Annotated in this window: 17 protein-coding genes; 7 read left to right on the plus strand and 10 right to left on the minus strand. The window is 69.2% G+C overall.

Annotated features, from left to right (window positions below):
• Positions 1–22: 22 nt before the first annotated feature.
• Complete coding sequence (locus ABZV77_RS05980) at positions 23–2,257, minus strand: transglycosylase domain-containing protein (RefSeq protein ID WP_356250775.1); 2,235 nt, start codon at positions 2,255–2,257, stop codon at positions 23–25.
• 249 nt (positions 2,258–2,506) lie between these two features.
• Here ABZV77_RS05980 and ABZV77_RS05985 point away from each other — a divergent pair, with 249 nt between their 5' ends.
• From ABZV77_RS05985 to ABZV77_RS05995, 3 genes are read left to right on the plus strand one after another with little or no spacing between them, the layout of a single operon-like run.
• The gene (locus ABZV77_RS05985; protein ID WP_150185977.1) at positions 2,507–3,034 is read left to right on the plus strand and encodes a PadR family transcriptional regulator; all 528 of its coding nucleotides are present in this window, start codon (positions 2,507–2,509) and stop codon (positions 3,032–3,034) included.
• Complete coding sequence (locus tag ABZV77_RS05990) at positions 3,031–3,717, plus strand: ABC transporter ATP-binding protein (RefSeq protein WP_356250777.1); 687 nt, start codon at positions 3,031–3,033, stop codon at positions 3,715–3,717. The genes ABZV77_RS05985 and ABZV77_RS05990 overlap by 4 nt, the downstream gene beginning before the upstream one ends.
• Positions 3,714–6,059 (plus strand): FtsX-like permease family protein, encoded by a 2,346-nt coding sequence (locus ABZV77_RS05995; RefSeq protein WP_356250779.1) that lies wholly within the window; start codon positions 3,714–3,716, stop codon positions 6,057–6,059. Before ABZV77_RS05990 ends, ABZV77_RS05995 begins: the two co-directional genes overlap by 4 nt.
• 224 nt (positions 6,060–6,283) lie before the next feature.
• Here ABZV77_RS05995 and ABZV77_RS06000 read toward each other — a convergent pair whose 3' ends face one another.
• Positions 6,284–7,228: a hydrogen peroxide-inducible genes activator gene (locus ABZV77_RS06000; RefSeq protein WP_356252315.1), complete on the minus strand. Its 945-nt coding sequence runs from the start codon at positions 7,226–7,228 to the stop codon at positions 6,284–6,286.
• Positions 7,229–7,370: 142 nt separating this feature from the next.
• Between ABZV77_RS06000 and ABZV77_RS06005 the strand changes: the two genes are divergently transcribed.
• Positions 7,371–7,925 (plus strand): peroxiredoxin, encoded by a 555-nt coding sequence (locus ABZV77_RS06005; RefSeq protein WP_164321132.1) that lies wholly within the window; start codon positions 7,371–7,373, stop codon positions 7,923–7,925.
• A gap of 15 nt (positions 7,926–7,940) precedes the next feature.
• Complete coding sequence (locus tag ABZV77_RS06010) at positions 7,941–8,474, plus strand: alkyl hydroperoxide reductase (RefSeq protein ID WP_055568864.1); 534 nt, start codon at positions 7,941–7,943, stop codon at positions 8,472–8,474.
• A gap of 124 nt (positions 8,475–8,598) precedes the next feature.
• Here ABZV77_RS06010 and ABZV77_RS06015 read toward each other — a convergent pair whose 3' ends face one another.
• The 4 genes from ABZV77_RS06015 to ABZV77_RS06030 form a co-directional block, all read right to left on the minus strand.
• On the minus strand, positions 8,599–10,035 hold the full coding sequence (locus ABZV77_RS06015) for an AI-2E family transporter (protein WP_356250782.1): 1,437 nt from the start codon (positions 10,033–10,035) through the stop codon (positions 8,599–8,601).
• Positions 10,036–10,171: 136 nt separating this feature from the next.
• The gene (locus tag ABZV77_RS06020; protein ID WP_356250785.1) at positions 10,172–10,912 is read right to left on the minus strand and encodes a transglycosylase SLT domain-containing protein; all 741 of its coding nucleotides are present in this window, start codon (positions 10,910–10,912) and stop codon (positions 10,172–10,174) included.
• Positions 10,913–11,301: 389 nt separating this feature from the next.
• A complete protein-coding gene (locus ABZV77_RS06025; RefSeq protein ID WP_356250787.1) occupies positions 11,302–12,624 on the minus strand; it encodes a PhoH family protein in 1,323 nt (440 codons plus the stop codon).
• Between the two features lie 332 nt (positions 12,625–12,956).
• Complete coding sequence (locus ABZV77_RS06030; RefSeq protein ID WP_356250790.1) at positions 12,957–13,718, minus strand: isoprenyl transferase; 762 nt, start codon at positions 13,716–13,718, stop codon at positions 12,957–12,959.
• Positions 13,719–13,847: 129 nt separating this feature from the next.
• On the opposite strand from ABZV77_RS06030, the gene mgrA reads away from it, so the two are divergent.
• Positions 13,848–14,885, plus strand: a complete 1,038-nt coding sequence (gene mgrA, locus ABZV77_RS06035) for an L-glyceraldehyde 3-phosphate reductase (RefSeq protein ID WP_356250793.1) — start codon at positions 13,848–13,850, stop codon at positions 14,883–14,885.
• Between the two features lie 110 nt (positions 14,886–14,995).
• On the opposite strand, the gene ABZV77_RS06040 is transcribed toward mgrA, so the two are convergent.
• The gene (locus ABZV77_RS06040; protein WP_356250796.1) at positions 14,996–15,508 is read right to left on the minus strand and encodes a hypothetical protein; all 513 of its coding nucleotides are present in this window, start codon (positions 15,506–15,508) and stop codon (positions 14,996–14,998) included.
• 335 nt (positions 15,509–15,843) lie between these two features.
• Here ABZV77_RS06040 and ABZV77_RS06045 point away from each other — a divergent pair, with 335 nt between their 5' ends.
• On the plus strand, positions 15,844–16,221 hold the full coding sequence (locus tag ABZV77_RS06045; protein WP_356252318.1) for a DUF192 domain-containing protein: 378 nt from the start codon (positions 15,844–15,846) through the stop codon (positions 16,219–16,221).
• Between the two features lie 220 nt (positions 16,222–16,441).
• Here the strand turns inward: ABZV77_RS06045 and ABZV77_RS06050 are convergent, their stop codons facing one another.
• The 3 genes from ABZV77_RS06050 to ABZV77_RS06060 all read right to left on the minus strand — a co-directional run bounded on the left by ABZV77_RS06050 (position 16,442) and on the right by ABZV77_RS06060 (position 18,115).
• The gene (locus ABZV77_RS06050; protein WP_356250799.1) at positions 16,442–16,813 is read right to left on the minus strand and encodes a helix-turn-helix domain-containing protein; all 372 of its coding nucleotides are present in this window, start codon (positions 16,811–16,813) and stop codon (positions 16,442–16,444) included.
• 52 nt (positions 16,814–16,865) lie between these two features.
• Entirely contained in the window at positions 16,866–17,660 is a 795-nt protein-coding gene (locus ABZV77_RS06055; RefSeq protein ID WP_356250802.1) for a class I SAM-dependent methyltransferase, read from the minus strand.
• 80 nt (positions 17,661–17,740) lie between these two features.
• The gene (locus tag ABZV77_RS06060) at positions 17,741–18,115 is read right to left on the minus strand and encodes a hypothetical protein (protein WP_356250805.1); all 375 of its coding nucleotides are present in this window, start codon (positions 18,113–18,115) and stop codon (positions 17,741–17,743) included.
• Position 18,116 lies beyond the last annotated feature (1 nt).

Below are 18,116 nucleotides of genomic sequence, written 5' to 3' on the forward strand. Positions count from 1 at the left end.
CCTTTCGTACGGAGCCTGCGGGTCAGTCCCTGCCGAACAGGCCGTCCTCCGGGTCGTCCGGCGGCCCGTCGGAGTCCGTCGGGTTCGGGTCGGTCGTGGGTGGCGGGGTCGTCTTGGTCGGCGTCGGAGTCGGCGTCGGGGTCGGCGTCGGCGTCGCGGTCGGCGTCTTCGTCGGCTTCTTCGTCGGCTCGTCGTCGTCCTCGGACTCCGTCGGAGTGCTCGACGGCTCCTTCGAGACGCTCGACGACGGGTCGGGGACCGGCGCGATGGCGGCGCCCATGTTCGTGTCGAGGTCGAACGAGCTGGGCGCGCCCATGGCGTCGAACGTGTAGGCCGCCCAGATCTCGGAGGGGAAGCCGGAGCCGTTGATGCGCTTGAAGCCGCCCGCCCCCTTCATGGACACCTGATCGCCCTTGACGCCCTCGCCGAACAGGCCGACCGAGGTGACGAGCTTCGGCGTGTAGCCGGTGAACCAGGCCGACTTGTTGTCGTCGGAGGTACCGGTCTTGCCCGCGATGTCCTGCGCGGAGTTGCGCACCGCGCGGCCGGTGCCGTCGTCGACCACGCCGGTCAGGACCGAGGTGATGGAGTCGGCGGTGCCGCGCTGGACGACCTGGTCGCCGATCGGGTCCGGCAGGTCGACCGTGTTGTCCTTGTGCTCGACGGAGCCGACCAGGGCCGGGGTGACCTTCTTGCCGTGGTTGTCGAGCGTGGCGTAGACACCGGCCATCTCCAGCGGGCTCGCGCCCATGGAGCCGAGGGTCTGGGCGGGCACCGCGGGCAGGCCCTTGACGTCCATGCCGAGCTTGCCCGCCGTCTCCATGACCTTGGGCATGCCCACGTCGACGCCCATCTGCGCGAAGACGGAGTTGACGGACTTGTTCATCGCCTTCTGGACGGTGACGTCGCCGTAGTTGACGTTGTCCTCGTTCGGCGGCGAGAAGGCGACGTCGCCGCCCTTGACCGGGCGCTTGCTGGTGCCGTCGTAGACCGTGCTCGCGGTGATCGGCAGGCCCTCCTGCGTCTTCGAGCCGTTCTCCAGGGCCGCGGCGAGGATGAGGGGCTTGAAGGTGGAGGCCGACTGGTAGTCGCGGCGCGTGGCGTTGTTCGTGTAGTGCTTCACGTAGTCCTCGCCGCCGTACATGGCGAGGACCTTGCCCGTCTTGGGGTCGACGGACGCGGCGCCCGCCTGGACGCGGGCGTCCGCCTTGCTCTTCTTGCGGTCGAGCTTGTCGTTCAGCTTGGCGTCGACGGCCTTCTCGAGCTGCTTCTGCTTCTTGGGGTCGATGTTCAGGGTGACGGTGTAGCCGCCCGCCTCGAACTCGGCCTCGCTGAGGTTGCTGTTGCGCAGGACCTCGCGCTTGGCCTCCTCCACGAGGTAGCCGATCTGGCCCTCACGGCCGGGCGGTGCCTTGGGGTCGTGCGGCGTCGGGAACTTCAGCCCCGAACGCCTGCCGGAGTCCAGCCAGTCCTCCTCGACCATGTTGTCGAGGACGTAGTTCCAGCGCGCCTTGACGAGCTTGCGGCCGGTCGGCGTCGCGGACGACCAGTCGTACTGGCTCGGGGCCTGGAGCAGCGCGGCGAGGTAGGCGCCCTGCTGCACGTTCAGGTCCTTGGCGTCGACGCTGTAGTAGGCCTGGGCGGCGGCCTGGATGCCGTAGGCGCCGCGGCCGTAATAGCTGGTGTTGATGTAGCCCGCGAGGATGTCGTCCTTGCTCTTCTCGCGGTCCACCTTCAGCGAGACGACCAGTTCCTTCAGCTTGCGGCTGACGGTCTGGTCCTGGCTGAGGTAGTAGTTCTTCACGTACTGCTGGGTGATCGTCGAGCCGCCCTGCTTGCCCTTGCCGGTCACCGTGTTGAGGACGCCGCGGGCGGTGCCCTTGAAGTCGATGCCCTCGTCCTTGTAGAAGGACTTGTTCTCGGCGGCGACGAAGGTCTTCTGGACGTCCTTGGGGACCTTGTCCAGGTCGACGATCTCGCGGTTCACGTCGCCGGTCCGCGCGATGACGTCGCCGTTGCTGTACTTGTAGACGTTGCTCTGCATCTTCGCCGCGGCGTTGCCCTTGGGTATGTCCACCACGAGGTACAGCACCACGAACCCGAGCATGCCGAGCAGACAGAACGCGAAGAACGTCCCGAGGATCTTCTTCCAGGTGAAGAAGCGGCGTATGCCGGTGCGCTTGCCGCCGGACGGGCGCTTGCGCGCTGCCCGGCGGGCGCCGCGCTGCCGCGCTTGTCGTTCTTCGGCTCGGCCCATGACTGAGAGTGCTCCGCTTCGGTCTAGTCAACATGCGTACGTCGAGTCAGCTCATGAAGCTAACACCGCACCCTGGGACAAACTCCTGCCGATCCGGTCTTTTGCGGACGTGACAATGAGCACCTGCCCTTAGGAACCGACGATCCCAGGGCCTGGAAGGTTGCTCGTCATCGCACAAGTGTGCTCCACGTCAGCCGTATACACGAGGCGTATACACAGCACGTATACACACCGTGTAGAGTGCTCCGCATGTCCATTGGCCACACCCTTCTGGGACTCCTGGAGTCCGGCCCCCGACACGGCTACGACCTCAAGCGCGCCTTCGACGAGAAGTTCGGGCACGACAAGCCACTGCACTACGGGCAGGTCTACTCGACCATGTCCCGCCTGCTGAAGAACGGCCTCGTCGAGGTCGACGGCATAGAGGCGGGCGGCGGCCCGGAGCGCAAGCGGTACGCGATCACCGAAGCCGGGATCACGGATGTCCAGCGCTGGCTCGCCACCCCGGAGAAGCCGGAGCCCTATCTCCAGTCGACCCTCTACACCAAGGTCGTCCTCGCGCTCCTCACCGAACGCGACGCCGCCGAACTCCTCGACGTACAGCGCGCCGAACACCTGCGCCTGATGCGCATCCTCACCGACCGCAAGCGCAAGGGCGACCTCGCCGACCAGCTCATCTGCGACCACGCGCTGTTCCACCTCGAAGCCGATCTGCGCTGGCTGGAGCTCACCGCCGCGCGCCTCGGCAAGCTCGCCCTGGAGGTGCGCTCCGCATGACCCCCGCAGGTTCCCTTCTCGTGGCCAACGGACTCCGCAAGGCGTACGGCCCGACCACCGCGCTCGACGGCGCGGCCTTCTCCATCCATCCCGGCGAGGTCGTGGCCGTCATGGGTCCGTCCGGCTCCGGAAAGTCGACCCTGCTGCACTGCCTCGCGGGGATCGTCCGCCCCGACGAGGGCTCCATCACGTACAACGGCCGCTCGCTGACCGGCCTCTCGGACGCCGATCTGAGCGCCCTGCGCCGCAGCGAGTTCGGCTTCGTCTTCCAGTTCGGCCAGCTCGTGCCCGAGCTCACCTGCGTCGAGAACGTCGCGCTCCCGCTGCGGCTGAACGGCGCCAAGCGCAAGGAGGCCGAGGCCACCGCCCTCACCTGGATGGCGCGCCTGGAGGTCGACGACGTCGCCGCCAAGCGGCCCGGCGAGGTCTCCGGCGGCCAGGGCCAGCGCGTCGCCGTCGCCCGCGCGCTCGCCACCAGCCCGCGCGTGATCTTCGCCGACGAGCCGACCGGCGCCCTCGACTCCCTCAACGGCGAGCGCGTCATGGAGCTCCTGACCGACGCGGCCCGCTCGACCAACGCGGCCGTCGTCCTGGTGACCCACGAGACCCGCGTCGCCGCCTACTCCGACCGCGAGGTCATCGTGCGCGACGGCAAGTCCCGTGACATGGAGCGGATCGTATGAGTGTCTGGATCCGCGACCTGAGCATGGGCGTGCGGTTCGCGGCGGGCGGCGGCCGCGAGGGCTGGATCCGCACGATCCTGACCGCCCTCGGCGTCGGCCTCGGCGTCGCGCTGCTGCTCGGCGCCGCGTCGGTGCCGAACATGCTCCAGAACCGCGACGACCGGTCGGTCGCGCGCACACCGCACTCCTCCTTCGACGGCGAGCCGGTCAAGGCGAGCGACTCGACGGTGGTCATGCGCAACACCGGCACCACCTTCCGGGGGAAGAGCCCGACCGGCCTGTTCCTGCGCGCCGACGGCAAGAGCCCGGCGCTGCCGCCGGGACTCGACAAGATCCCCGGGCCCAACGAGATGGTCGTCTCGCCCGCGATGCGCGACCTGCTCGACGACCCGGCGAACAAGCTGCTGAAGGAACGCTTCAGCGACTTCCGCGTGACCGGCACCATCGGCAAGGCGGGCCTCCTCTCACCGGTCGAGCTCTACTACTACGTGGGCAGCGACAAGATCACCGCGACGGGCAACAACTACCGCGTCGAGAGCTTCGGGCAGGACAACTCGCTGCCCCTCGACCCGTTCCTGATGGCACTCGTCGTCCTGATCTGCGTCGTCCTGCTCACCCCGGTGGCGATCTTCATCGGTACGGCCGTGCGGTTCGGCGGCGACCGGCGCGACCGGCGGCTCGCGGCCCTGCGCCTGGTCGGCGCGGACGCCCGCGCGGTACGCAGGATCGCGGCCGGTGAGGCGCTGTTCGGCGCGCTCCTCGGGCTCGCCGCGGGCGCCGTCCTCTTCCTGCTGCTCCGCCAGCTCGTGGGCGTGGTCGACCTGACGAACGTCAGCGCCTATCCGTCCGACATGGTGCCGTCGGCGGGCCTCGCGGTGCTGGTCGCGGTGGCCGTGCCGGTGTCGGCGGTCCTGGTGACACTGATCTCGCTGCGCTCGGTCGCCATCGAACCGCTCGGGGTGGTCCGGGGCGGCAAGCAGCGCAAGCGCCGCCTGTGGTGGCGGGTGGTGCTGCCGGTCCTCGGCATCGGCATCCTGCTCTTCTCCGGCCGCATCGACCGCAACATGGGGAACGACTCCGTCAACGTGACGGCGATCGCGGTGGGTTCGGCGCTCTCCCTGATCGGGCTCAGCGCGCTGCTGCCCTGGCTCGTCGAGGCCGTCGTGGGACGGCTGCGCGGGGGGCCCGTGCCCTGGCAGCTCGCCGTCCGCAGGCTGCAGCTGACCACCGGCACGGCGTCCCGCGCGGTCAGCGGGATCACCGTCGCGGTGGCGGGAGCGGTGGCACTGCAGATGATGTTCGCGTCCATGCACGACGACTTCAACCAGCTCACGGGCCAGGACACCTCGCGCGCCCAGCTCACGGTCCGCAGCGGAACCGCCAGCGGTCCGCTCGCCCAGCGGATGATCGACGACTTCACCGCGACCAAGGGCGTCACCAAGGTCGTCGGGACCGTGCAGGCGTACGTCACCCGGCCCGGCGGCAAGAAGGTCAGGGACCTGACGCCGACCACCGAGCTGACCATCGGCACCTGCGCGACCCTGCGCGAGCTGGCGCACCTCGACTCCTGCAAGGACGGCGACACCTTCGTCGTCCACACGGGCAGCAAGGAGCAGAACAGCTGGGTGGACGAGACCGCACGCCCCGGCAAGCCGATCAACGTCGGGCCCGACCCCGACTTCAACAAGGGCGCCAAGCCGGTCCTGTGGACGCTGCCGAAGGGCACGCCCACCGTCGATGCCAGGAACAACCCGTCCGGCAGGAAGATCGACGGCGTCTTCGCCACGCCCGGCGCCGTCGACATCAAGAAGCTGGACGACGCGTCGACGACCTCCTGGGTCAAGCTCGACCCGAAGGAGCCGGACGCCGAGGAGTACGTGCGCAACGCGGCGGCCCGGATCGGTCCCTTCGTCGGCGTGGACTCGCTGAAGGCGGTCGACCGCGACAAGCAGTACGCCTCCATCTCGCGCGGTCTGCAGATCGGCGCGAGCGCCACGATGGCACTGATCGCGGCGTCCATGCTGGTGTCGATGATCGAGCAACTGCGCGAGCGCAAGCGGCTCCTTGCGGTCCTCACCGCGTTCGGCACGCGCCGCTCGTCGATGGGCTGGTCGCTCCTGTGGCAGACGGCGATCCCGGTCGCCCTGGGCCTCGCCCTCGCGATCGGCGGCGGCCTCGGCCTCGGCGTGGTGATGACCCGCATGATCGACAAGGGCGTCACCGACTGGTGGTCGTTCGTGCCGCTGACGGGCGCGGGCGCGGCGATGGTCCTTGCCGTGACCCTGCTCAGCCTGCCGCCGCTGCGGCGGATGATGCGCCCGGACGGCCTCCGCACGGAGTAACTCCCGAGTCCCCTGAGTGCCCCTGGGTCCCCGCAGGGGCACTCAGGGGCGCGGGGCCGTCACATATGCGGCTCCGCCGCGTGGGCGCGACAAGCCCCCACCGGCCCGCGGAGAAGGCGAGGCCGGACAACTCCAAGGGGCGCGGGGAACTGCGCGACCAACCCCCACCGGCCCGCGGCAGAGAACGGCCCACGGCAGGCGGCGGGGAGCCGGTGCGGGATCGATCACACGATCCGCACCGGCAACGGCCGCACCGCCTCCTTCAAGGCGGAGGCCAGCTCCGCGTACTCCGCACCCCGCGCAGCGCCACTCCGCATCGCGAGCGCGATCCGCCGGGTGGGCGCGGGATCCGCGAAGTACCCGGTGAGCAGCTGATTGCTGCGGGTCGTCTCGACCCGCACCGCCGTGCGCGGCAGCAGCGTCACCCCGAGGCCGCCCGCGACCAGCTGGACGAGGGTGGAGAGCCCGGCGGCGGTCGTGGTGACGGGGGCATCGGCCCGGCCCGCCTCCCGGCAGATGTCGAGGGCCTGGTCACGCAGGCAGTGGCCCTCGTCGAGGAGCAGCAGGTTCAGCTCCTTCAGCGCCTCGCGGGGGATGCCCTCGCGGCCGCCGAGCCAGTGGTCGAGGGGCGTGACGAGCACGAAGTCCTCGTCGAAGAGCGGCAGTTCGGTGACGCCGGGCATGCCGAGCGGCACGGCGAGCAGCAGCAGGTCGAGCCGTCCGGCGGTGAGCCCTTCGAGGAGCGAGGAGGTCTGCTCCTCGTGCACCTGGAGGTCCAGGTCGGGGTACTTGTCGTGGACCAGCGCGATCACCGTCGGCAGCAGATAGGGCGCGACGGTCGGGATCACGCCGAGCCGCAGCGCCCCGGTGAACGGCGCCTTGACGGCGTCGGCCTCCTCCATCAGCGCCTCGACCTCGTCGAGCACCGCCTCGACCCGGATCGCGAGGCGCTCGCCCGCGGGCGAGAGCAGCACCTTTCGGGTGGTCCGCTCCAGGAGCTTGACACCCAGTGCCTCCTCCAGCGCGGCCACGGCCCCCGAGAGGGCGGGCTGACTCATGCCGATCGCCGAGGCGGCATCCCTGAAGTGCAGATGCTCGGCCACGGCGGAAAAGGCGCGCAGCTGCGCCAGGCTCGGCTGTCTGCCGCTGGGCTGCTTGCCCCTATTTATGGCTCGCACTGATAGCCACCTCCGATCAACACGACCCACTCTAGCTATTTCCCTAATCAATGCACCCTGTGCCACCATCGACATCAGTCCAACCCCACAGGAAACTCCCCAAAAGGGATTTTCTTTGCTGCAAGGAGTACGTGTGCTCACTGTCGGTGACAAGTTCCCCGAGTTCGACCTCACTGCCTGTGTCTCCCTGGAGACCGGCAAGGAGTTCGAGCAGATCAACCACAAGACCTACGAGGGCAAGTGGAAGATCGTCTTCGCGTGGCCCAAGGACTTCACCTTCGTGTGCCCGACCGAGATCGCGGCGTTCGGCAAGCTGAACGACGAGTTCGCCGACCGTGACGCCCAGGTCCTCGGCTTCTCCGGTGACTCCGAGTTCGTGCACCACGCCTGGCGCAAGGACCACCCGGACCTGACCGACCTGCCCTTCCCGATGCTGGCCGACTCGAAGCACGAGCTCATGCGTGACCTCGGCATCGAGGGCGAGGACGGCTTCGCGCAGCGCGCCGTCTTCATCGTCGACCAGAACAACGAGATCCAGTTCACGATGGTGACCGCCGGTTCCGTGGGCCGTAACCCCAAGGAGGTCCTCCGGGTCCTCGACGCCCTGCAGACCGACGAGCTCTGCCCCTGCAACTGGAGCAAGGGCGACGAGACCCTCGACCCGGTCGCGCTGCTCTCCGGCGAGTGAACGGAGCCTTCTGACATGGCACTCGACGAACTGAAGTCCGCCGTACCGGACTACGCCAAGGACCTGAAGCTGAACCTCGGTTCGGTCATCGGCAACAGCGACCTGCCGCAGCAGCAGCTGTGGGGCACCGTGCTGGCCTGCGCCATCGCGTCCCGCTCCCCCAAGGTGCTGCGCGAGCTCGAGCCCGAGGCGAAGGCGAACCTCTCCCCCGAGGCGTACACGGCCGCCAAGTCGGCCGCCGCCGTCATGGCGATGAACAACGTCTTCTACCGCACGCGCCACCTGCTCTCCGACCCGGAGTACGGGACGATGCGCGCCGGTCTGCGGATGAACGTCATCGGCAACCCGGGCGTCGAGAAGGTCGACTTCGAGCTGTGGTCCCTCGCGGTCTCCGCGATCAACGGCTGCGGCCAGTGCCTGGACTCGCACGAGCAGGTCCTGCGCAAGGCCGGTGTCGACCGCGAGACGATCCAGGAGGCCTTCAAGATCGCTGCGGTCATCCAGGCCGTCGGCGTCACGCTGGACTCCGAAGCACACCTCGCGGAGTAGTTCTCCGCACCGTCGATCACCGGCTCCGCCGGGTTCGTCCGCACACGCCGGGCGGGCTGGATGACATCCAGCCCGCCCGGCGTTTCGTGTAGGTGGGACCTGCTTACTTCTAGGTGGGACCTGCCTACTTCGACTGCTCCGCGGGCGCCGCGTCCACGGGCGGCTCGTTCACCGGCGCTGCCTTCACCGGCGACGCGTCCACCGCCGTGGCGCCCCGCGGCTGCGGCGCCTGTTTCAGCGCGGCCTCCCGGGAGTACGCCCGCAGATATCCGACGACCGTGTTCGTGACGGCGACCAGCGGAACGGCGACCACCGCACCGCCGATCCCGGCCACGAGGCCGCCCGCCGCCACCGAGAGCACCACGGCCAGCGGGTGCACCCGCACCGCACGCCCGAGGATGAACGGCTGCAGGATGTGGCCCTCGATCTGCTGCACCGCGAGCACCACCGCCAGCGCCATCACCGCCGTGAACACGCCCTGCGTGACCAGCGCGACGACCACCGCGAGCGCGCCCGAGACGACGGCGCCGACCAGCGGGATGAACGCGAACAGGAAGATGAACACGGCGAGCGGCACGGCCATCGGCACGCCTAGGAAGTAGATGCCGAGCCCGATGAAGATGGCGTCGATCAGAGCCACTATCACCGTCCCGCGGACGTACGCGGTGAGCGTGCGCCAGGCCCTGGGGCCCGCACCCGCGATGCCCGGTCGCGCCTCGGCGGGCACCAGCTTCAGCGTCCACTGCCAGATGCGCTTGCCGTCGTAGAGCAGGAAGAGCGTCGAGAACATCGCGAGCAGGATGCCGGTCATCGCCTCGACGATCACCGTGACGCCTTCGAGGCCCGCGGAGGTGAGCTCCTCCGTGTTGGCGCCGACCGCGTCGCGCAGGCTCTTGGCGATGTCGTTGATCTGGTCCTCGGTCACGTGGAAGGGGCTGTTGAGCAGCCACTTGCGCAGATCCTCGATGCCGTCCTGGACCTGCCGCGACAGTTCGTCGACGTTGTCCATGACCTGCCACACCACGAACCAGCCGACCAGGCCCATGATGACGAAGCCGAGGATCGCGGTGACCGCGGTCGCCAGACCCCGTGGCAGTCCGAGCTTCTTGAGCCGGGACACGGTGGGCTGCAGCATCGCGGTGATCAGCAGGGCCGCCACGAAGGCGAGCACCACCAGCTGCACCGCGCTGATGACCTTCATCAGCACCCAGAGGGTGCCCGCGAGGACGAGCAGCCGCCAGCCCGCCTCGGCCGCGACGCGCATGCCCCACGGCACGGCGTTCACGGGGTCGGGCCTGGCCGCCACATCGGGCGCGTACGCGGGCGGCGGTGGCACGTACTCGTGCTCCCCCGCGCCATCGCGCTCGTCCTCGGCGAAGGACGCGTCGAGCGCGTCATCATCGGCGGCATCGCCGGCATCGGCGCGCGTCCGTACGCGCAATCCGGCCCGCGGTTCGTCGGCGTCCGCCCGGTCCTGCTTGTCGCGGCGCTCGTCCAACCGCTCGCCCATTCCACTCAGTCCGGCGCCGAGCCGGCCGAGCCACCCTGGCACTCGCGACATGATCCGTCCCTTACCCCCGTCTTTCCCCACCACTCCCCCCTGGAGCTGTCCGGACCGACCGTACACGGGCGAGGCCCCTCACCGTAGGACGGTGAGGGGCCTCGCAAGGTTGAGCGCGGTACGGCCGGAATGCGGCCTAGTACCAGTTGTTCGCCTGCCAGAAGCTCCAGGCTCCGCACGGGCTTCCGTAGCGGTCGTTCATGTAGTTGAGGCCCCACTTGATCTGTGTGGCCGGGTTGGTCTGCCAGTCGGAACCGGCCGAGGCCATCTTGGAACCGGGCAGCGCCTGGACGAGGCCGTAGGCACCCGAAGAGGCGTTCGTCGCCTTGTAGTTCCACGTGGACTCGTGGTTGACGATGTTGCTGAAGCACTGGAACTGATCCCCGGGGATCATCTGCCGTGCCATCGCCTGGACCTGAGAGACCGTGTAAGAGCCCTGGGGCGCGAAGCTGGAGGCGTCGCGGCTGGAGGAGCGGCTGGCCTTGGTCTCGGCCTTCTTCTCCTCACGCTCCTTCTTGTCCGCGGCCTTCTGCGCGGCCTCGGCCTTCTCCGCGGCCTGCTGCTTCTCGATCGCCGAGGCGGCGGCCTGTTTACGGGCCTCCTCCGCGGCGGTCTTCTTCGCGGCAGTGTCGGCGGCCATGGCCTGCGCGTCGGCCTGCTGCGTCAGGGACGCGGTCTGGACCTGGGCCTGCTGGCCCGCGGGTATGTCTGCGAGGAGCGTCGCGTCGCTTGCCGCTGCCTCGAGGTCGTTCGTGTTCGAGGGCTGGGTGTCGCCCGAGGCAACACCCACGACAGCGCCGACGGTGGTGACCGCGGTGGCAGAAGCCACGGCGAATCCCCGGACCGAAATCCGGCTCACACGGTTTCCTTCCAGCATCGCCCGCATAGGTGACCTCGCGGACGCAATCGTGCCCCTGGCGCTGGCCTCCGCTGTTGATCGGTCACGGGAGGCACGGACCCGGTGGACAACTCCCGTTGTGGGAGCGCCGCGTGGTGCTCGGGCGGCATGCGACGGTCACTATGAAGTTCTGTGGTGCTCGAGTTGTCGTACCGCTGGGGGTACACGTGTGTCGCATGCGGGGCCTGACAGGACCCAGACTCTGCCCCAGCTCGACACCGCAAGGCAATTCTCCGTTGCGTGGGAAAGCTCACACCTCGTTTGCCCCAGGAGTTTTTCGGAAACAGGGGTGCAGCAAGACGCCGCCCGGCTAGGCTCCTTCGCTTTGCCGGACGGCGTCCCGTGTGGTGCAACTGCCGTGAACTGCCTCAGATGTGACCGTCCTCCAGCATTTCGGTCACCAGGGCCGCGATCTGCGACCGCTCCGAGCGCGTGAGCGTGACGTGCGCGAAGAGCGGATGCCCCTTCAGCTTCTCGACGACGGCAACCACCCCGTCGTACCGCCCCACACGGAGGTTGTCGCGCTGGGCCACGTCATGGGTCAGTACGACCCGGGAGTTCGCCCCGATTCGGGACAGAACGGTCAACAGGACGTTCCGCTCCAGGGATTGCGCCTCGTCCACGATCACGAACGCGTCGTGCAGCGAGCGCCCGCGGATGTGGGTGAGCGGGAGCACTTCGAGCATCCCGCGCGCGGTGACCTCCTCGATGACCTCCTTGCCCGCCACCGAGCCGAGCGTGTCGAAGACCGCCTGCGCCCAAGGGCCCATCTTCTCGGCCTCGGTGCCGGGCAGATAGCCGAGCTCCTGCCCGCCCACCGCGTACAGCGGCCTGAAGACCATCACCTTCTTGTGCTGCCTGCGCTCCAGGACGGCCTCCAGGCCCGCACAGAGCGCCAGCGCCGACTTGCCGGTGCCCGCGCGGCCGCCCATCGAGACGATGCCGACGTCCGGGTCGAGGAGCAGATCGAGCGCGACCCGCTGCTCCGCGCTCCGCCCCTTCAGCCCGAAGGCCTCCCGGTCGCCGCGCACGAGCCGGACGTTGCCCTGGGCCGTGACGCGGCCCAGGGCCTTGCCCCGCTCGGACTGGATGGTCAGCCCCGTGTGTACGGGCAGGTCCGACGCCTCGGGGACATACAGCGTGTCTTCCTCGAAGAGGAGGTCGACCTGCTCACCGGAGAGGGTCAGTTCGGACATTCCGGTCCAGCCGGAGTCCGTGATGGCGAGCTCCGCCCGGTACTCCTCGGCGAGGAGACCGACCGACGACGCCTTGATTCTGAGCGGCAGGTCCTTGGACACGACCGTGACGTCGTACCCCTCCGCCTGGAGATTGCGTGCTACGGCGAGAATCCGTGAGTCGTTGTCCCCCAACCGGTAGCCGGCCGGGAGCACGCCGGGATCGGAGTGGTTGAGCTCGACACGCAGCGAGCCACCCAGGTCCCCGATGGGGATCGGGGCGTCCAGGCGGCCGTGCCGGATGCGGAAGTCGTCCAGCAGGCGCAGGGCCTGCCGGGCGAAGTAGCCGAGCTCCGGATGGTGCCGCTTGGCCTCCAACTCCGTCACCACGACGACCGGCAGCACGACTTCGTGCTCGTCGAAGCGGGTCAGGGCGTTCGGGTCGGCCAGCAGGACGCTGGTGTCGAGAACGTAGGTGCGCCTGTCGGGCATGCGGCGCTTTGTGCTGGTCACCACGGAAGGACGTACCCCCTCGGATGAGGTCGGGGAGCGACGGGAGGGATCCCGGGGACGATCCGGCGGGCGTGAACCGGACCGGTCGCGGGCCGCGATGCGCGGGCCGAGCACCGGCCCTCCACGTCGCCCGCGCTGTTCACACGGTCGTCCTGGTGCAAAGGGCCTCCCGGGCGGACGGCTCATGCCGCCCGCTGAGATACGACGTCCCTGTCGGATACTGCTCGGACGTCGACCTGGAAGGGGTATTCCCTCGAACATGCGCAGCCATGCCAGGGCATATGACGACGCGTTGGTTAACTCTGGGTGGCCCCGACCTCAGGAGCGCTGTGGAGTCATCCCCCGTAACGGCGGTGGCGGGCCGCGTAATCACGCAGCGCACGCAGGAAATCGACCTTTCGGAAGGCCGGCCAGAAGACTTCGCAGAAGTAGTACTCGGAGTGAGCGGACTGCCAGAGCATGAATCCGGAGAGACGCTGCTCACCACTCGTACGGATCACCAGATCGGGGTCCGGCTGGCCGCTGGTGTAGAGGTGCTTGGAGATCTGGTCGATGTCGACGTTCTCCGCGACCTCCTCCAGGCTGACGCCGTTCTCCGCCCGCTCCAGGAGCAGCGAACGGACCGCGTCGGCGATCTCCTGGCGGCCTCCGTAGCCGACGGCGACGTTGACCAGTATTCCGGTGTTGGTGCGGGTCGCCTCTTCCGCTTCCTTCATGACCATCTGGGTGTGGGCCGGCAGCAGGTCGAGCGCGCCGACGTGGTGCACACGCCAGCGGCCGTCGGCGACGAGCGAGCGGACGGTGGCCTCGATGATGCCGAGGAGCGGCTTCATCTCGCCCTCGGGCCGGTCGAAATTGTCGGTCGAGAGCATCCACAGTGTGACGACTTCGACATCCGTCTCGGCGCACCAGCCGAGGAACTCCTCGATCTTGTGTGCGCCCGCCTGGTGGCCCTCTGCGGTGGTCCCGCCCGCGGCCTTCGCCCAGCGGCGGTTGCCGTCGAGGATGACCCCGATGTGCTTGGGCACCTGGTCGTGGTCGAGGCGGCCTTCCACCCGGCGTGCGTAAAGTCCGTACACCAGGTCGCGCAGGTTCACGTGTGTCAGCCTCCAGCAGATGGCGATCCTCAAGGGGTGCGCCCAGAGCAACCCCGAGGGCGACACCCTACCGCCGCTCGAGCGTCCCTCCACAGTCGGGCCCTAAGCTGCTGAAGTAGCTTCGTACCCATGAACGACACGTCTATGTATCGCGCGGCACAGGACCGGTACGACTCGATGGAGTACCGGCGTACGGGCCGCAGCGGCCTGAAGCTGCCCGCCGTCTCGCTCGGTCTCTGGCACAACTTCGGCGACGACAAGGCCCTCGACACGCAGCGCGCGATCCTGCGCCGCGCCTTCGACCTGGGCGTCACCCACTTCGACCTGGCGAACAACTACGGTCCCCCGCCCGGCTCGGCGGAGCTCAACTTCGGCAAGCTCTTCGCACAGGACTTCGCCGCTCACCGCGACGAGCTGGTCATCTCGACCAAGGCGGGGTACCTGATGCACCCCGGCCCGTACGGCGAGTGGGGCAGCCGCAAGTACCTGCTCTCGTCGCTCGACGCCTCCCTTGAGCGGATGGGCCTCGACTACGTAGACATCTTCTACTCCCACCGCTTCGACCCGGACACCCCGCTCGAGGAGACGATGGGCGCCCTCGCCTCCGCCGTGCAGCAGGGCAAGGCGCTCTACGTCGGCGTGTCGTCGTACAACAGCGAGCAGACCGCCGAAGCGGCCCGCCTGCTGCGGGAGATGGGCGTTCCCGCGCTCATCCACCAGCCGTCGTACTCGATGATCAACCGCTGGACCGAGGACGACGGGCTGCTCGACACCCTGGAGGCGGCCGGTATGGGCTGCATCTCCTTCGTGCCGCTCGCCCAGGGCCTGCTCACGAACAAGTACCTGAAGGGCATTCCGGAGGGCTCGCGCGCGACGCAGGGCAAGTCCCTCGACCCGGGGCTCCTGAGCGACGAGGTCGTACGCCGCTTGGGCGGCCTGAACGACATCGCGGCGGACCGCGGCCAGTCCCTGGCCCAGCTCGCGCTCAACTGGGTGCTCCGCGACGAGCGGATGACCTCCGCGCTGATCGGCGCCTCCAGCGTCAAGCAGCTGGAGGAGAACGTGGCGGCGCTGGCGGGCCCGAAGCTGACGGACGCCGAGCTGTCCGCGATCGACACGTTCGCGGTGTCGACGCCCGGCACCAACATCTGGGCCGGGCGGGGCTGACCCGGCGGGCCGACGCGAGAGAGCCCCGGGTCGGATGTGTTCCGGCCCGGGGCTCTCTGCTGTCCGGATGTCCGGGCCTGCCGCGCGCCGCCCGGATGCTTCGCGCTCCGTCAGACGCGCGGCCGCTTGAACCACGCGCCCGCGATGCTCTGCGAGAGCAGGATCACCGTGGCGATGGCGCCCAGCAGCGGCAGCAGGCCGCCCGGGTTGCCCGAGGCCGCGCCGCCGAGCCCGAAGAGGATCTGCACGCTCATCAGGACGATGCACGTGACGCGGATGCCGTGGCCCGCGGTGCCGAAGCGGAAGGCCATACCGGCCGCGACCAGGAGGCAGACGTTCACGCCGAGCGCGGCGCCCGCGGTCTCCGGGTTGGAGATGGCTATCAGGAGGACGCTGCCGAGGACGGTGAGACCGGCGAGCACCCAGATGACGATCTGCGCGGCGCGGACGACGCCGGGCATCCGCGGCGGACCCATCGGGCCCTGCCCGTAGCCATAGGCCTGGCCGTAGCCCTGCCCGTATGCGGATGCGGGGTCCTGGGCGGGGCCGTTGTACGTGGGGAGGCCGGGGTGGGGCGGCTGGCCGGGCTGGGGAGCGGAGGGTGGGGGGAATTGGTTCGACATGTCCCTGACGATAACCGGATGTCGATCTTCCGGTGGCGTCCGGATCTTTCGCGCCCGTGGCACAAAAAATCGGGCCGGTCCGTGGGGGGGAGACGGACCGGCCCGAGGGGGGGTTTCCACCATAACCCTTCGTAAGTGCTGCTGGGTGCATTGGCGCCCGACAACTACTCTCCGAGACCGGCCGACGACTGCGCGATCCCGTTCTACCGGCGGAATTGCGGGTTCGAGGGCGTTTTTCGGCCGGGCGAGTCGGTAACCCCCAAGAGGGACCCCGCCGGGGACGCGTGCTTGACGTCCCGGGCTGCCGGGCCGCTAACTTCGCGGGCATGGCGACGATGAAGGTGTCCGCTCCCCCGCCGACCCCCGGGCCGACGGCCCCCTCGGAGCCCCCGGCGGCCATCCCTCTGGAGATCGCGGACTCGGCACGGGCGCGACGGAAGGGACTGCTCGGGCGCACGGGCGTGTCGGGGGCGCTTCTGCTGACTCCGGCGCGCGGCGTGCACACCGTGCGGATGCGGTTCGCCATTGATGTGGCGTATCTCGACCGCGGGTGGCGCGTGCTGTCCGTCCGGACGATGCGCCCCGGGCGCCTCGGGCTGCCGCGTTTGCGGGCCAGGCATGTGATCGAGGCGGAGGCCGGGGCGATGGCCCGGTGGGGCGTACGCCGGGGTGCGCGGATCGTCTTGGGCGACGCCGGGGGCGGTGCGGAGTGACGGCTCGCGGTGCCGCGCGGCCCCCTCCACCGCGCGGCACCGCACGCGCGATTTGCTCACGCGAATTAGCCTTGGTCTGAACTTACGTGACGCCCGGAGGCGAAACGAGCCAGTATTGATAACGATGCGGAATCTTGGATTCAGTTTCGGGGGGTATGTCACGCGTATGTCGTGGTACGGGGCATGAGACCGCTCTGAGTATTACGCCCTGGTTGGCGGGTTAAGCGGCGCTATCGGCCTTGCCGTCGGCTGCCGCCTTGTTCGCCACCACCTGTTGCATGTGCTGGTCCCCCCACAACCCCAGGGGCATCAGGGCCGTATTGAGGGACTCGCCGAGGGCGGTCAGCGAGTACTCGACCTTCGGCGGCACTTCGCGATAGACCTCGCGGTGCACGACGCCGTCGGACTCCAGCTCCCGCAGCTGCTGGCTCAGCACCTTCTCGCTGACACCGACGATGTGCCGCTTGAGCTCACCGAAGCGCAGTGTCGTGCCCGAGTGCAACGCCCAGAGGATCATCGGCTTCCACTTGCCGCCGACGACGTCCACCGCGGCTTCCAGCCCGCAGGCGTAGGGCTCTCTGTCCTTGGGCACGGTCAACTCCCCTGGCTCGCACGGTCACTTGCCCGGGTGCTGCCCCGGTCACTCACTTGTTCGACACTACCGGCTTGCGGAGGTCGAACAGGTGCCGCGTGCTGTGGGCGACGAAGGGGCCTTCCGCCTGGATCCGGTCGTGCAGCTCACGCAGCCGCGGCCGGTACGCCTCCACAGTGAAGCCCGGCACCATCCACACCACCTTGCGGAGGAAGTGGACGACCGCGCCGATGTCGTGGAACTCGATCCGCAGCCGCTCCACCTCCAGGTCCGCCACCTCGAGGCCCGCCGCCTCGGCCTCGGCGCGCTCCTGCTCCGGGTGGCGGGCGTTCCTGACCTCCTCCGGCTGCGGTCCGAGGAAGTACTCGACGACCTCGAAGACGCTGGCGGGCCCGACGTGCTGGGCGAAGTACGCACCGCCGGGGCGCAGCACGCGGGCGATCTCGTCGAAGTGGGCCTTGACCGGGTGGCGGCTCGTGACCAGGTCGAACGCGCCGTCGGCGAACGGCAGCGGCGCGTCCTCCGGCGACGCGACGACCGCGACGCCGCGCGGGTGCAGCAGGGCTGTGGCCTTCGCGACGTTCGCGGGCCAGCCTTCCGTGGCGACGGCGAGCGGGGGCAGCGTGGTGGCGGAGGCGAGCACTTCGCCGCCGCCGGTCTGGATGTCGAGGCTCGCGGAGGCGGCGGCGAGACGGCGCGCCATCGCCTCGGCGTACCGCCAGGTGGGGCGCGCCTCGGTGGCCCGGCCCTCGAACCAGGAGAAGTCCCACCCTTCGGTGGGCGCGGCCTCGGCTTCGGATACGAGGTCTTCGAAGGTGCGGGGGGTCTGGCCTGTGGTGCTGTTCATGGGGCAATCGTGACATCGGGGGCGCGGGGGCACATCAGGGTTTTCCGGGGGTTGTGATTCCGGGGGCGCCCGCTCGCGCCTCAGGAAGTCGAGGTGTTCCGTCCGTGATCGAGGGGGTGCCCGATCAGCGAGGGCCAGTTCGGGCGCACGCTCGCCATGAGCTCGTCGAAGTCCTCGCGCAGGAAGGCGGGGTCGGCGGGCTTCAGACGGATCTGCTGCCGCCGGGGGTCCGGGTCCGCCCACCACAGCTCGAATGCGGCGACCGTGCCCTCCGACGGCCAGCGTGCGATGTCGTACGGCAGGAGCAGCACGTCAACGAAGCCGCCGACGGGGAGCCCGACATCCACGAACACGCCGATCGCCCCGGGCTTCGGTACGCGGACCACGGTGCCGGTGAAGACCTGCCCGAGCCGCAGTCCGTCCCGGAGCCGGGACCACTCGTCGTCACTGAGCATC

Source organism: Streptomyces sp. NPDC004732 (assembly GCF_040609235.1).
Lineage (GTDB): Bacteria > Actinomycetota > Actinomycetes > Streptomycetales > Streptomycetaceae > Streptomyces.

Coding starts and splice junctions, on each gene's coding strand:
- ABZV77_RS05990 (WP_356250777.1), top strand. CDS start 3,031: ATGACCCCCGCAGGTTCCCTTCTCGTGGCCAACGGACTCCGCAAGGCG.
- ABZV77_RS06045 (WP_356252318.1), top strand. CDS start 15,844: ATGAAGGTGTCCGCTCCCCCGCCGACCCCCGGGCCGACGGCCCCCTCG.
- ABZV77_RS05980 (WP_356250775.1), bottom strand. CDS start 2,257: ATGGGCCGAGCCGAAGAACGACAAGCGCGGCAGCGCGGCGCCCGCCGG.
- ABZV77_RS06060 (WP_356250805.1), bottom strand. CDS start 18,115: ATGCTCAGTGACGACGAGTGGTCCCGGCTCCGGGACGGACTGCGGCTC.
- mgrA (WP_356250793.1), top strand. CDS start 13,848: ATGAACGACACGTCTATGTATCGCGCGGCACAGGACCGGTACGACTCG.
- ABZV77_RS06020 (WP_356250785.1), bottom strand. CDS start 10,912: ATGCTGGAAGGAAACCGTGTGAGCCGGATTTCGGTCCGGGGATTCGCC.
- ABZV77_RS06010 (WP_055568864.1), top strand. CDS start 7,941: ATGGCACTCGACGAACTGAAGTCCGCCGTACCGGACTACGCCAAGGAC.
- ABZV77_RS05995 (WP_356250779.1), top strand. CDS start 3,714: ATGAGTGTCTGGATCCGCGACCTGAGCATGGGCGTGCGGTTCGCGGCG.
- ABZV77_RS06055 (WP_356250802.1), bottom strand. CDS start 17,660: ATGAACAGCACCACAGGCCAGACCCCCCGCACCTTCGAAGACCTCGTA.
- ABZV77_RS05985 (WP_150185977.1), top strand. CDS start 2,507: ATGTCCATTGGCCACACCCTTCTGGGACTCCTGGAGTCCGGCCCCCGA.
- ABZV77_RS06015 (WP_356250782.1), bottom strand. CDS start 10,035: ATGTCGCGAGTGCCAGGGTGGCTCGGCCGGCTCGGCGCCGGACTGAGT.
- ABZV77_RS06040 (WP_356250796.1), bottom strand. CDS start 15,508: ATGTCGAACCAATTCCCCCCACCCTCCGCTCCCCAGCCCGGCCAGCCG.